Source organism: Lysinibacillus sp. CTST325, assembly GCF_054665055.1.
Genome location: NZ_BAAFHO010000010.1, coordinates 15,874 through 29,754 on the forward strand (window position 1 = coordinate 15,874; position 13,881 = coordinate 29,754).

14 protein-coding genes and 2 other annotated features are annotated in these 13,881 nt (G+C 37.6%); of the genes, 10 read left to right on the forward strand and 4 right to left on the reverse strand.

Features of this window, described 5'->3' with window-relative positions; all coding sequences use genetic code 11:
- Window positions 1-43: 43 nt before the first annotated feature.
- The 3 genes from ACYQ73_RS19320 to ACYQ73_RS19330 are packed head-to-tail and all read left to right on the forward strand — an operon-like array spanning window position 44 to window position 1,708.
- The gene (locus ACYQ73_RS19320) at window positions 44-613 is read left to right on the forward strand and encodes a hypothetical protein (RefSeq protein ID WP_460013949.1); all 570 of its coding nucleotides are present in this window, start codon (window positions 44-46) and stop codon (window positions 611-613) included.
- On the forward strand, window positions 606-902 hold the full coding sequence (locus ACYQ73_RS19325; protein WP_460013950.1) for a hypothetical protein: 297 nt from the start codon (window positions 606-608) through the stop codon (window positions 900-902). Before ACYQ73_RS19320 ends, ACYQ73_RS19325 begins: the two co-directional genes overlap by 8 nt.
- Window positions 903-916: 14 nt before the next feature.
- Complete coding sequence (locus ACYQ73_RS19330; RefSeq protein WP_460013951.1) at window positions 917-1,708, forward strand: hypothetical protein; 792 nt, start codon at window positions 917-919, stop codon at window positions 1,706-1,708.
- A gap of 81 nt (window positions 1,709-1,789) precedes the next feature.
- On the opposite strand, the gene rpmG is transcribed toward ACYQ73_RS19330, so the two are convergent.
- Window positions 1,790-1,939 (reverse strand): 50S ribosomal protein L33, encoded by a 150-nt coding sequence (gene rpmG, locus ACYQ73_RS19335; RefSeq protein ID WP_053481849.1) that lies wholly within the window; start codon window positions 1,937-1,939, stop codon window positions 1,790-1,792.
- A 168-nt stretch (window positions 1,940-2,107) separates the two neighbouring features.
- Between rpmG and ACYQ73_RS19340 the strand changes: the two genes are divergently transcribed.
- Entirely contained in the window at window positions 2,108-3,301 is a 1,194-nt protein-coding gene (locus ACYQ73_RS19340) for a GTP-binding protein (protein ID WP_460013952.1), read from the forward strand.
- Between the two features lie 24 nt (window positions 3,302-3,325).
- Here ACYQ73_RS19340 and ACYQ73_RS19345 read toward each other — a convergent pair whose 3' ends face one another.
- Window positions 3,326-3,868 carry an isoprenylcysteine carboxyl methyltransferase family protein gene (locus ACYQ73_RS19345; RefSeq protein WP_460013953.1) on the reverse strand — a complete coding sequence of 181 codons (543 nt, stop codon included), beginning with the start codon at window positions 3,866-3,868 and terminating at the stop codon, window positions 3,326-3,328.
- Between the two features lies 1 nt (window position 3,869).
- Entirely contained in the window at window positions 3,870-4,952 is a 1,083-nt protein-coding gene (locus ACYQ73_RS19350; RefSeq protein ID WP_460013954.1) for a type III polyketide synthase, read from the reverse strand.
- A gap of 370 nt (window positions 4,953-5,322) precedes the next feature.
- Here ACYQ73_RS19350 and rsgA point away from each other — a divergent pair, with 370 nt between their 5' ends.
- The 6 genes from rsgA to metG all read left to right on the forward strand — a co-directional run bounded on the left by rsgA (window position 5,323) and on the right by metG (window position 11,560).
- Window positions 5,323-6,399, forward strand: coding sequence for a ribosome small subunit-dependent GTPase A (gene rsgA / locus ACYQ73_RS19355; RefSeq protein ID WP_460013955.1), 1,077 nt, complete (start codon window positions 5,323-5,325; stop codon window positions 6,397-6,399).
- A gap of 54 nt (window positions 6,400-6,453) precedes the next feature.
- Window positions 6,454-6,876, forward strand: coding sequence for a FosM family fosfomycin resistance protein (fosM, locus tag ACYQ73_RS19360; protein WP_460013956.1), 423 nt, complete (start codon window positions 6,454-6,456; stop codon window positions 6,874-6,876).
- Between the two features lie 108 nt (window positions 6,877-6,984).
- Window positions 6,985-7,518: a sigma-70 family RNA polymerase sigma factor gene (locus ACYQ73_RS19365; protein ID WP_460013957.1), complete on the forward strand. Its 534-nt coding sequence runs from the start codon at window positions 6,985-6,987 to the stop codon at window positions 7,516-7,518.
- On the forward strand, window positions 7,511-8,524 hold the full coding sequence (locus ACYQ73_RS19370; RefSeq protein WP_460013958.1) for a DUF4179 domain-containing protein: 1,014 nt from the start codon (window positions 7,511-7,513) through the stop codon (window positions 8,522-8,524). The genes ACYQ73_RS19365 and ACYQ73_RS19370 overlap by 8 nt, the downstream gene beginning before the upstream one ends.
- 117 nt (window positions 8,525-8,641) lie before the next feature.
- Entirely contained in the window at window positions 8,642-9,292 is a 651-nt protein-coding gene (locus ACYQ73_RS19375; protein WP_460013959.1) for an NIF family HAD-type phosphatase, read from the forward strand.
- Window positions 9,293-9,436: 144 nt separating this feature from the next.
- Window positions 9,437-9,746, forward strand: a binding site (T-box leader).
- A gap of 179 nt (window positions 9,747-9,925) precedes the next feature.
- A complete protein-coding gene (metG, locus tag ACYQ73_RS19380; protein WP_460013960.1) occupies window positions 9,926-11,560 on the forward strand; it encodes a methionine--tRNA ligase in 1,635 nt (544 codons plus the stop codon).
- 124 nt (window positions 11,561-11,684) lie between these two features.
- On the opposite strand, the gene ACYQ73_RS19385 is transcribed toward metG, so the two are convergent.
- A complete protein-coding gene (locus ACYQ73_RS19385; protein ID WP_460013961.1) occupies window positions 11,685-13,256 on the reverse strand; it encodes a 2-isopropylmalate synthase in 1,572 nt (523 codons plus the stop codon).
- Between the two features lie 144 nt (window positions 13,257-13,400).
- Window positions 13,401-13,638 (reverse strand) — a binding site (T-box leader).
- Between the last annotated feature and the right edge of the window lie 243 nt (window positions 13,639-13,881).

The window sequence follows — 13,881 nt, forward strand, 5'->3', positions numbered from 1 at the left end:
TAGGTTTTGTTAATTTAATACTATTGGCAAGGGGGTACTAATTATGATTACTCGTATCGATCATGTGGAAGAAAAGATAAATGAACTAAAAAAACAAACGGATTTTTATGTTCATGAAATTAAAAAAACAGTTGAGGAGCTTATCGTTCTAAAAAATGTAAATATCATTAGTTATTTCACATCCTCGTTCAATATTTCTTATAACCCTGATGAGGAGAGCTTATGCTTGGGCTCTTACCATATTCGCAATATAGGTAATCAGCCTATAACAAATCCGTATCTATGTATAAAACTGCCTGAAGATTCTCCATTCTCTTTCTCAGGAAGGTATGTCTATGAACATTTCGCACCAAATTTAAAAGGAAACAGTAGCTGGGAGCGAATCAATGACCAATCAAGCAAGGAGGAATTCTGGCTTAGACCTATAGGAAAAACAACGTTAGAGCCAAACGAAACACTATCATTCCCTAACTTTCAAATCAAATGGGGTCATAAGTTTTCTTATTCAGGAAGTATTATGGGTTTTACATATTGTGATCAGCTAAAAGATGGTGTCGTTGTCTTAAATCCTATTAATCTCAATGGAATTACACAGGAGGATGAAAATGAGTGAGTCTGAAAATATAAATCAAAAAATAGATAGTGTTGTCCATCAACTAATAAAGGAACAGCTTACGAATCTATCTAACTATAGTAATACGAAAAATAACAGCTTTGCTTATCTCGAAAAAGGCACATTGAATCTACTTCTTGCCTATTTAATGTCAGGAGAAAAGAGCAAAGTTGAAGAAATTGGCGATGAGGAAATAGAAATTAAGATTATTAAGCAGCTTGATGAGATGTTAGAGGATAGTAAGGCGCAATTTGAAGAAGTGATTAGTTTACTTAGAAAAATGTCGTGATAGGAGGTGCAAGTGTGGATAATGATATTGTTAAAAACAATGATCCTATTCAGCTGCAGCAAATGATCATTTTTTTAAGAGCCGAATTAGCAAAATATAAAAATGAAGTTAAAAGGCTTAGAGATAGTGATTATTATTCACTAGTACTGAGATTAGAGCGAGAAAATGTTCAATTAACGAAACAGAAAAAGGATCTTTCGATGGAGCTTTTAAAGCAGAAGAGAGACCATGAAAAAAAACTAAAAACTTACTATGAAGATATACAAGGTAGAGAAATCCAAAAGAAAAAACAACTTTCTTCGATAGAGGGTTTATTAAAGGAATTAGAAGAGCTACGTGCAGAAAATAAGCTAATAAAGGAAACGTTAAAATCCACTAAAGATGAATTTCTTTCTGTGAAATCAGATGTTCATTATAAGACTTTAGTAGATGGCCTTGAAAATAAGCTGAATGTTTTTACAAGGGATATAAGCCAACAAATGAAAACAATAATTGAAGCCATTGAAAGATCTCGTGTAGAACAAACTAATTCAGACAATCTTAATAAGCATTTAGCCGAAGAAATAGAGGGGAAAAGCACTGAGATAGAAAAATTATCAGATGTAAAAAAACATAGCTTTTCTCTAAGTGAAAAAACGATGATGAATCCAGAGGTCCTTTTAAACTTAGATGTTCGAGTAAATAAAGTACTGGCTCAATCAATAGATTTTGAAAAGCAGTTGAATCATAAATTACGTTTGCTTGATGACTTGGAACACAAATTAAACGAGCTAACTATAGAAATAAATACTAATAAAACTTTATAAAGTATGTTGTGGAAGGCTGTTTCAAAAGTAAGATGAAACAGCCATTTTTATGTTACTAGGGGATTCTAGACGTAATACATATTATTTCGTTTCTCTGTGTAATGTAACTCTTTTCAAACGCGGGGAATATTTCTTAAGCTCCAGCCTTTCTGGATTAGTTCGTTTATTTTTTGTAGTGATATAGTTTTTATCACCTGTTTCTGTACAGGCCAATGTCACTTGTACACGCATAAAATAACCTCCTTTTAAATCGTAATTATTACGCTTTATACATTATTATTTTTAATGAAATATGTCAATATCGTATTTCCGTAAAGTTTTAGCGTTGCGTTTTGTAGGATTCTATGTTTTAATTACAAAATGTAAATAGTAATGATTACGATTTAAGGAGTTGTAAAGATGACAAAGAAAATCCCTGTTACAGTGTTAAGTGGTTATTTAGGTTCTGGTAAGACAACAATGATGAATCACGTTTTACAAAATGAAAAAGATATGCGTGTTGCTGTAATCGTCAATGATATGAGTGAAATTAATATCGATGCAGAACTGATTGCAAATGGAAGCGGCATTTCAAGAACAGAGGAAAAATTTGTGGAGTTATCGAATGGTTGTATTTGTTGCACGCTACGCGAGGATTTATTGCAGGAGGTGGAGCGTCTCGCAAGGCTCGGTACTATTGATTATATTTTAATTGAATCGACGGGGATTAGCGAGCCAATACCTGTTGCCCAAACATTTAGCTATTTAGACGAGGAGCTTGGTATTGATTTAACAAAGTTTTGCCAGCTTGATACGATGGTGACGGTTGTAGATGCGAATCGTTTTTGGCATGATTTTCAGTCGGGTGAAAGCCTTTTAGAGCGTAAGGAGGCAGTCAGCGAATTAGATGAACGGGATGTTGCCGACTTACTCATTGACCAAATCGAGTTTTGTGATGTCCTTGTATTAAACAAATGTGATTTAGTATCAGATGAAGAGCTTGAAAAATTAGAGCGTATTTTACGTGCCTTACAGCCTGAAGCCAAGCTAATTCGTACAGTAAACGGTGTAATAGAGCCAGCTGAAATTTTAAATACGGGATGCTTTGATTTTGAACGGGTATCAGAATCTGCTGGTTGGTTAAAGGAATTAGAGCTTGGTCATGAAAATCATACACCGGAAATGGAGGAGTACGGCATTTCTTCTTTCATTTATAAGCGTAGAAGACCATTCCATCCAATGAGATTTGTAGAATGGTGTGATCATATGCCAGAATCGATTGTCCGAGCAAAGGGTATTATTTGGAGTGCAAAGCATCAAGAAGTTGCATTATTGCTATCACAGGCAGGCTCATCGGCAAAAATAGAGCCCGTTTCTTATTGGGTAGCTGCTTTATCAAAGAAACAGCAGCAGGATGTTTTCTTGCAAAGCCCCGAGGTACTAGAGGATTGGGATGAGGAATTTGGAGATCGCATGACGCAGCTCGTTATAATTGGTGTTGATTTAGATAAAGAGGCGATTATAAAAGAATTGGACAAGTGTTTATTAACGGAAGACGAGTTTAATAATTCATGGGGGAGTTTACAAGATCCGTTTAATTGGGAATGGCATTAAAAATAAAAGCAAAAAAGATTTCGGTTAGGATTCCGAAATCTTTTTTTGAAATACATGATTATAATTTGTAGCATCTCGCAAAGCCTTTTCCTCAATTGGGATGCGCACGGATAGCATTGTCACATTTAAAAGTGTAAAGCAAAATGCTGTGAAGTATGCTTGAAACATTAAAGGCAGAAGAATAATTTCTAAGCAAACAATTGCATAATTTGGGTGACGCATAAATGTGTACGGGCCTTTCCGTACAACTTTTGCATCCGGCAATATGAGTATTTTTGTGTTCCAAAAAGGCCCTAATGAACGAATACACCAAATGCGTAATGCTTGAACGGCTATAAATAATAAGAACAGTAACGGAAATAAAGGCGATAAACTTTTATGATTAGTAACTACTTCAATAATTAAAAATAGGAAAAAACCGACGTGTAAAGAAACCATATATGGATAATGAGAGGAACCAACTTCATATGCTCCCTGTGAAAGCATCCAGTTTTCATTGCGTTTTGCAATGAAAACTTCTGTCAATCTTTGTAGAATGACGAGGATCAAAATAATGTAAATAATCATGCTACTCCCTCCATTTAAGTAATACAGCTTCAGCACAGAAGCCAGGGCCGAGAGCGACGAGCAAACCGGTATCCTCTACTTGTCCTTCGTTTAACATAAATTGCTCCAATACATATAGCACCGTAGGAGATGACATATTTCCATGATATTTTAATATTTCCCGAGAAATGTCGGTTTTTTGGGGAGCTAGATAAAGAGTATCTTCATATGCTTTTAACACTTTTTTACCGCCAGGATGTGCAATGAAATGGTTAAGCTGTTCACTGTATAGTTCATGCTCCAATAAAAATTGTTCAATGAATGGCCCGAGCCAATTGGTGATGATGGCAGGAATACTTTTCTGAAAAACGACATGAAGACCATTATTTTTAATATTCCAACCCATAACATTTTCTGAATCTGGCATCCATTTAGAGCCAGTCCCAATAATAGCAGGTAAGGGTTTTTTTACTGTGATATTCACTTTATCTCCACAGACGAGTATACATGCTGCTCCATCTGCAAAAAGAGAGGCACCGATTAAATTACTTTTTGAAAAATCATTTGGCTGAAAGGTTAGACTACAAAGCTCGACACAAACGACAAGAACTTTTGCTTCTGGATGGGCACGACAGAAATCATAGGCTCTACTAACGCCGGCCGCCCCACCAGCGCAGCCAAGTCCCCAAAGTGGAATACGTTTAAGTCTGTCTGAAAAAGGAAGTTTATTCATAACTCGTGCATCAATACTTGGTGTGGAAATGCCAGTAGAACTCACGAAAATGATGGCATCAATGTCTTTAGGAGAAATCGGTGATTGTAAAAACGCTTCATTTTGTAAACAGGCTTGAATGACGTCAACGCTATATTGTGTAGCCAGTTCAATATATAAATCGTTTCGTTCCTCAAAGGAATGATCAGTACGATGCCATTCTGATGGTACACAAAAATGGCGTGTTGCAATACCACCATTCTCAAAAACTTTTAAGTAGCGTTCTAATTTAGGAATCTTTGCATGAAAAAGCTCCTTCGTTAGCTCCTCCGCATTTGTCTGTTGTAATGTGTACGGTGGTTGGTATGTACTGATAGAAATGATTTTTGACAATTCAACATCTCCTCCGTCAATAATGGTCTTGTTCATTGTATGCAGGGAGGGAGGGGGTACATGCTTGTTAGAATATAATTGACAATTTCGGAATATTTCGCTATATTGAAAATAACTAAATCGGAAGTAGGTGATGTGACATGATGAATAGATCCGTTTTTAACGAACTGCAATTCGGTTTGTTCAGTTTCACACGCCTAAAATATATAAATTGACCACGCAGTGTATTTAAATCACAACTGTGGTGATTTGTATATTCTCTTAAATGTGCCTGTGAACCTTGTAACTGCCGAATTGCGCAGAGACAAGGTTTTTTTGTGTTTAGTATCAATTGAGTACAAAGGATATTCACATTTAGGAGGAAAACAAATTGAATTTAACAACTTTAGGATTTTCAACATATTTTGAGGAGCAAATGACTGGATTTAAACAGGAGGCTAAGCTGGCGAATTGTGTGCCGGCTAGGGTTACTTTAGAGCATAAGCATTCCTATCGTGTACTGGCTGAAGAAGGAGAGTGGCTGGCAACGATTGCTGGACATTACGCGTATACATCATTAGCGCGTGAAGATTTCCCAGCAGTAGGAGATTGGGTGCTAGTTGAGAAAATGCAGGGTGAGGAAAAGGCGATTATTCATAAATTGTTTACACGAAAATCAGTTTTTTCCCGTAAGGCCGCGGGGCTGGAAATACAAGAGCAGATTGTAGCGTCGAACGTTGATATCGTACTTCTAGTTATGAGCTTAAATGCTGATTTTAATATTCGTCGTTTAGAACGTTATTTAGTAGCTGCGTGGGATTCAGGTGCGAAGCCGGTCGTTGTATTGACAAAGGCCGATCTCTGTGAAGATGTTTCTAGTAAACTACGTGAGGTTGAGTCTGTAGCGTTTGGTGTGGATGTTTTTGTGACTAGTGCTCTGTCAGGCGAGGGCTTAGAAGATATTCGTGCGCTATTTACGGAAGGTGTGACGGGAGCATTACTCGGCTCTTCTGGCGCAGGGAAATCCACTTTGACAAATGCGCTTAGTGGTGAGGAGCTTATGAAGGTTTCGGGTATTCGAGAAGATGATGCGAAGGGGCGCCATACAACAACACATCGTGAGTTAGTTTTATTGTCAGGTGGCGGCTGTTTAATTGATACGCCTGGCATGCGCGAGCTACAGTTATGGGATCAAAGTGATAGTTTGTCTTCTAGTTTTCGGGATATTGAGGAACTTTCTGCAGCCTGTCGTTACAGAGATTGCACACATCAGAAGGAGCCACATTGTGCTGTACAGCAAGCAATTACTGATGGCGAGCTGGATCAATCGCGTCTCCAAAGCTACTTTAAATTGCAAAGAGAGCTTGCTTTTATCGAACGCAAAACAAATGCTCAAGCAAGACTAAATGAACAACGCAAATCGAAGCAAATTGCGAAAGGCTTAAAGAAAGGTAAAAAATCAAATTAAACTTGATATGAGAGTGAGCGAGTTATCAGCGATTTCATAGTTGGGGGTACACGCATGAAAATCCAGAATATTAATCATTTATTATTTTCAGTTTCAAATCTAGAGGAATCTATTGCATTTTATGAAAAGGTTTTTGACGCAAAATTATTAGTGAAGGGTAGAACTACAGCCTATTTAGATGTAAATGGGCTGTGGCTTGCCCTGAATGTAGAAAAGGATATCCCACGCAATGACATACATCAATCCTATACACATATAGCGTTTTCTATCCAGGAGGACGATTTTGACAAAATGTATGAAAAGCTAGTCCATTATAATGTCAATATTTTGGAAGGCAGACAAAGAGATGTGCGAGATAAAAAATCAATTTACTTCACAGATCCAGACGGTCATAAATTCGAATTCCATACAGGGACTTTACAAGATCGACTGGATTACTATAAGAAGGAAAAAACGCATATGGAGTTTTTTGATTAATATTAAAAAATAGGTGTCTCTATCTTTAAGAGGAGGGCATCTATTTTTTTTTGCAACGTTTTCCTTTTCTCAAACGACTTTAAAGTGTAACCGGAAGGAGGAGATTAGGTGGATATAGAAAAATTGGTTAAGAGCGCAAAAAGGGGGGATGATGAAGCATTTGAGCAGTTGATTGCTTTAATGCGCGAGAAATTATATCGTACTGCCTATTCGTATGTTCGAAATGAACAGGATGCGCTTGATATTTATCAAGAGTCTATTTATAAAGCTTATACAACATTGACAACATTAAAAAATCCAAATAGTTTTCCAGGATGGATTATTAAGATTGTGGTTTATAAATCTATAGATTTTATTAGAAAAGATTCAAGAAAATTCACTCCAGGAGATGCGGAGTTTTTTGCAGAGATAGCAGGAAATCAAAATATGGAGAATGTTACTTATTCAATGGATTTAAAAGAGGCTATTGAAACATTAGATGATAAGTATAAAACGATTATGTGGTTACGCTTTTATCATGATTTTTCTGTCAAAGAGATTGCAAAAATGCTGGGATGTCCTGAAGGTACAGTGAAATCCTATATTAATAGAGCTAAGAAAGAGTTAAAACCAATCTTAAAGGAGGGCTACTTGTATGAGTAAGGAAAATAATAATCAATCTATGGATCGTATCGATATTCCACTTCAACAATTGATGATGAGAGAGCAGGCGGCAATAAGTGCAGCAAAAAGGAAGAAGCGGATCATTAGAATTATAAAACCTCTTCTTGTTGCCTGCGGATTGTGCATAGCGCTACTAGGTTCGGGATTTTTCTCCCCTACAATAGCTACTGCACTTGCCAATGTACCTTATATTGGAGCCATTTATGTTGAGTTTGGGGATATTGCAGCTAAAAAAATTGAACAAAAACATTTCATGACGGAAATAGGAAAGAAGGATACTCATGCAGGTCTTACAATGGCTGTTGAAGAAGCGGTATATGATGGTAATAGATTATTAGTTACGGTTGCATATACAGGGCAGAATGGGGTTTCTTTAGAAGAAGAGAATGTAGGTACTAATATGCTAACGGTCAATGGGGAGCCAATAGATGTTGCGGTAGGTTCTACAGGCCAAGATGATATAGATAAAAACACAATTATTGAGCATCATGAATTAACGTTATCAAATACAGATATATACGGGGATAAAATTGAAGTAGCCTTGAATGGGAGAGATTTATTTGGCTACAAAGGTAATTGGCATGTGGATTTTACTCTGGAAAAATTAAAGGAAGAAGTTATTAGCTTCTATCCAAATGTAAAATCTAGTACTAACAATGGGTTATATAAGTTAAACGTTGCACAGGTATCATCCACACCACTATCGACACGCATAGATGTCCTAGTAGATTACCCAAGAGAACAAGATAGAAATGATAAATGGCCATTTTTTGAGTTTGAGGTAATTGATAGTGAAGGGAAGTTATACGATAGCGCAAATATGCAAATAGGTGCAACCAAGGATTATGGACATCATATTATTCTAGTACTGCCTCCTATGGAGAAAATGCCAAAATCATTTACACTTAAACCAGGTAAGACGGATGAGCAAGGTTATTGGAAAGAAATAAAGGAATTAGAAATGATAGTCCCCTTAGAACCTTAAAAATACGGAGCCCCTTTTAGTTTAGGAAACTAGAGGGGTCTCATATTTAAAATTGTATAATATTAACGAGAACAATAAAAGAGGAGAAAACGTTAATAATACAGAAGGGGTGATTTTATGAAAAAAGCTATTATTTTTGATATGGATGGTACTTTATTTCAAACAAACCTAATATTAGAGCCAGCATTATCGGCAACATTCGATGTGCTACGTGCAAAGAGCTTGTGGCAGGGAGAAACACCAATAGAGAAATACCGCGAAATTATGGGGGTTCCATTACCTGTTGTTTGGGAAACGTTATGTCCTATGCACACGCTAGAGACACGTGAAGAAAGCAACGCATTATTCCATGTTAAGCTGATTGAACAAATACGTAATCGCCAGGGCGCTTTGTATCCAAATGCAGAGCAAACACTTGCTATGTTGGCAGAAAACTATAATTTATTCATTGCCAGTAATGGGCAAACCGAGTATTTACAAGCAATAGTAGAAACCTATCAATTACAGCGTTTTATTAACGGTACATATAGTATTCAATCCATTTCGAGTGGTCATAAATCTGATTTAGTGAAAAAGATCATCGAGGAAAATGCCATTGAACGCGGCGCAGTTGTAGGAGATCGTTCTTCTGATATTCAGGCGGCTCATGACAATCAGTTACTCTCTGTTGGTGTCCGTTTCGACTTTGCGCAGGACACAGAATTACAAAAAGCAGACATTATTATTGATGATTTAAATGAGCTACTTGATTTAAAGCTGCTAGGATAAGATTTTATCGACTACATTCTCTGATTTATCACCCAACTTTTTTGTTTTATCGCCTAACTTTTTCATTTTATCGAGAACTTTCAGATATTTATCGACATCCATTGCAATTCAAAAGAAGAAAGAGTAAAATGGTGGAAATCTATAGTAAAAGCATTGATAAGGAAAAGTAAATTGGAGAAGCATTATATAGAGAGCCTCTGTTGGTGGAAATGAGGTAAATGATCCCTTTTGAAAATGACCTTTGAGCTTCGTACCGAAAGCAAGTTTGCGAGTAGATTACGACGAGATGGGCACTCGTTATAACAGCGGCAGTATCTCTCTCTTCTTCTAGCTGATTCCGGACGCAATTATGCCGCGGCATAATTGATTTAATAAGATGAGACGTACTGATGGAGGCAAATAGTGTGAGCTATTTGTAAATATAGGTGGTAACACGGGTATACTCGTCCTAATCAATTTTGATTAGGGCGTTTTTTTTTATCTTCATTCAGGGCTTACCTGAATAAAGATAAAGCCTCCGGCGGATGTCATGGGTTTTAAAAGGAAGAATTGTGCTAGCACAATTCAAAATCCAGACGCAATTACGCCGAGGCGTAATTGATTTACACTTTTTTTCGAGGGGAGCAACTTAGGATGACAATCGTTATTGGAGGCGCGTGGCCATATGCAAATGGTTCTTTGCATTTAGGGCATGTTGCCGCATTATTACCGGGTGATATTTTGGCTAGATATTACCGACAAAAGGGCGAGAAGGTTTTATATGTTTCGGGAAGTGATTGTAATGGCACGCCGATATCACTTCGTGCTGCACAGGAAAACACGACAACGGAAGCAATTGCTGATCATTATCACGAGGAGTTTACAAGATGCTTCAATGATTTAGGATTTACCTATGATTTGTATACGAGAACAGATGCGCAGCACCATCATGAATCTGTTCAAACAATTTTTTTACAGCTACTAGCGAACAATTTTTTATACAAAAAGAAAATTGAACAAGCCTATTGTGAAACGGACAAGCAGTTTTTGCCGGATCGGTTTGTAGAGGGGATTTGCCCAAACTGTGGTGCGAAGGCGCGTGGTGATCAATGTGATAATTGCTCAACAATTTTAGACCCACTCGATTTAATCGATAAACGTTGTAAAATTTGTGGGAATGAGCCAATTATCAGGGAGACAGAGCATTTTTATTTTGCATTTAGTCAGTTTCAAGGGAGACTGGAGACTTATTTAGCAGAAGCAAAGGCAGAAAAACGTTGGCGGGACAATGCTTTAGGTTTAACAGAACGTTACTTGGCAGAAGGGGTTCCGGACCGTGCTGTAACAAGGGATTTGCCAAATGGTATCGATGTGCCAGTGCCAGGTTTTGAAGGCAAAAAAATATATGTGTGGATTGAAGCAGTAGCAGGTTACTTAACAGCGAGTATTGAATGGGCGAAGCAGCATCAAATAGCGATTGAAGATTTGTGGAATGAAGAAACGATTTCGTATTATGTGCATGGTAAAGATAATATTCCGTTCCATACAGTTATATGGCCAGCTATTCTTATGGGGATAGGGGCAAAAGCCTTACCTACACATATTGTATCAAATGAATATTTGACATTAGAAAAACGGAAATTATCGACGAGCCAAAACTGGGCAGTATGGGTGCCGTATATTTTGAGTCGATACGATGCAGATTCTATTCGTTATTTTTTAACAATGAATGCGCCAGAAAATCGTGATACTGATTTCTCTTGGCGAGAATTTATTTATAGCCATAATGGCGAATTACTCGGCGCTTACGGTAATTTTGTCAATCGAACATTGAAGTTTTTAGAGAAATCTTTCGATAGCAAAGTGCCTCAAGCCGAGATAGATGCCATTATTCGAAAACACACGATTCAGCTATTTGATGATATTGGGATTCATATAGAAGCGGGTCATTTTAAACAAGCTCTAGAGGCTATTTTTGAATATATTCGTGCAGCTAATCGCTATTTTGATGAGCAGCAACCTTGGCTACAGGTGAAAGAGAATGTGGAAGCTGGCAATCGAACACTAGCAACGTGTGTTTATATGATTGCTAATCTTGGACAGCTGTTGCATCCATTTTTACCGTTTTCAGCTGAGAAGGTGAGAAAAATGTTAGGAATCAATGAAGTGATGTGGCATGAGCAAGTGGACTTACCAGCAAGCATTAGCGAAGTGACACCACTGTTTGAACGTCTTGATGTTGAATTAATTGAAGAGGAATATCAAAAGTTAGTGGAAGGTAGCCGCTAGGGAAAATGAAAGCAGTATGACTTAATGGTGTCATACTGCTTTTAACTTCTTTCCGGAAGCATTGTTTATCTGTAGCGAAAGCAAAGCGACAGCTACAATTTTACCGAGGCATAATTGATCTATTTTAATTCATAACAGGCGTTAACTTAGCAACAACAATACTATTGATAGCATTAATATAAGCTAGCGCACTCGCTTTTAAAATATCTGTATCTGCGGCTTTTGCGATATATTTTTCACCCTCATGCTCGATTGTGATTTTTACTTTTCCAAGCGCTTCTTTACCACGAGAAACACTATTGATATTATATTCTACAAGTTTCACATCAATGTTTGTAATTTCTGCGATGGCTGAATATAGGGCGTCAATCGGACCTGAGCCAACTGCACTTGCTTTAAATACCTCCCCGCCTTTACGTACTCTCACACTAGCAGAAGGGAAGCTTGCGTTGCTGACGACTTGTAAATCATCGAAGTCGAAGAACTGATCACTGTAATGAGTGGCATTAGCATTGTTTGCGTCATGTTTCTCATAATAGCTTTCCACAATAACATATAAATCGTGATCGTAAACTTCTTTCTTTGCGTCCGCAAGCTTTAAGAAGCCTTCGAAGATTCCTTCAAATTCATCCGCTGAAAGATTGGAAAAGCCGAGTTTTTCAAGGGCATTTTTCACCGCGTGACGGCCAGAGCGAGCTGTAAGGACTAGCTCCATATCGTCAAGACCTACATCTTCTGGATGGACAATTTCATAGGCATCACGAGATTTTAGAAGGCCGTCTTGATGAATACCAGAGGAATGGGCAAAAGCATTATCCCCAGTAATCGCTTTGTTTACTTGTACGTCTAAGCCCATAAAGCTTGAAACAAGACGAGATGTATTCATAATTTCTCTTGTGTTAATACGTGTCTCAGCATTGTATACAGAGCCACGTGTTTTCAACGCCATGACAACTTCTTCTAATGCTGCATTTCCTGCGCGTTCGCCAATGCCGTTAATTGTACATTCTACTTTATCCGCGCCGTTTTTAATCGCAGCAAGCGTGTTAGCAGTGGCCATACCAAGATCATTATGGCAATGAACACTCAACAAAACGCTATCGTCTAGATTTTTCATACGCTCATTTAGTTTATAAATCATCGCTCCGAATTCTTCTGGTTCTGCAAAGCCGACTGTGTCAGGTACATTAATCATTGTTGCACCAGCCTTCATTACGGCTTCGATTGTTTTCCAAAGATACTCGAAATCTGAACGAGATGCGTCTTCTGTTGAATATTGGACTTGGGGTAGCAGCGTTTTCGCATATTTTACTGCATCAACGCCAATCTGTAGAATTTGATCCTTGGATTTGCTAAATTTTTTTTCAACATGAATATCAGAAGTACCAAGCACCATATGAATCATCGGATTTTCAGCATATTTTACAGCGTTATAAACAGCATCAATATCTGCCTGTACAGCACGTGCTAAAGCAGTAATCATAATGTCATTTGTATGACCAACTTTTTGTGCGACAGCTTTAACTGCATCAAAATCTCCTTGTGATGAAGCCGGGAAACCAGCCTCGATAATATCGACGCCTAATTTTTTGAGTTGCTGTGCAATCTCTACTTTTTCGTATAAATTCAGTTTTGCACCAGGCACTTGCTCGCCATCACGTAAAGTTGTATCAAACACCCAAATTTTTCTTCCCATTTTCAAACACTCCTTTTGTTGTAGTTGTCATTATATTAATATTGTCTCTGCTTTGAACTGGTAGCTCTGGGGCTAGAGACGAAATTCACACCTAGGCCAATTTTCAATAAAAATAAAAATAAAAAACCCGCCTCTATATAAAAATATAGAGACGAGTTTATGCTCGCGGTACCACTCTAATTGACCTTCTCTTTATAGAAAAAGTCCCCTTATCGACAGTCATCGCTGTCTATCCCGTTAACGGAGGAAACCGACGTCCCTTACTCAAAGTTCAGGGAGTGGCTCATGGACGAGTTCAAAATGTGTGCCTATCGGTTTGCACCAACCACCGACTCTCTACAAGTACACTTGCATTTCTACTATTTCCAATCTTGGCCTACAATAATGTGTTGTTGAAAGCAATGATACTTGGGTATTTTTGATTTGTCAACAATATTCAAAAAATTATTTTTTTTCTGTCTCGTTACGGTGGGGCAACAATTTATTATAAAGTCAATCATTTGATAATAAAAAAACCCCTGTGAGAAAACGTCGCGACAGCAACAACAAAGCGCCTAGCCGGAACGGAAATCAACCCCACGTTATGATAATAATTATTATTTTTGCAATGAATGTAAATATTTAT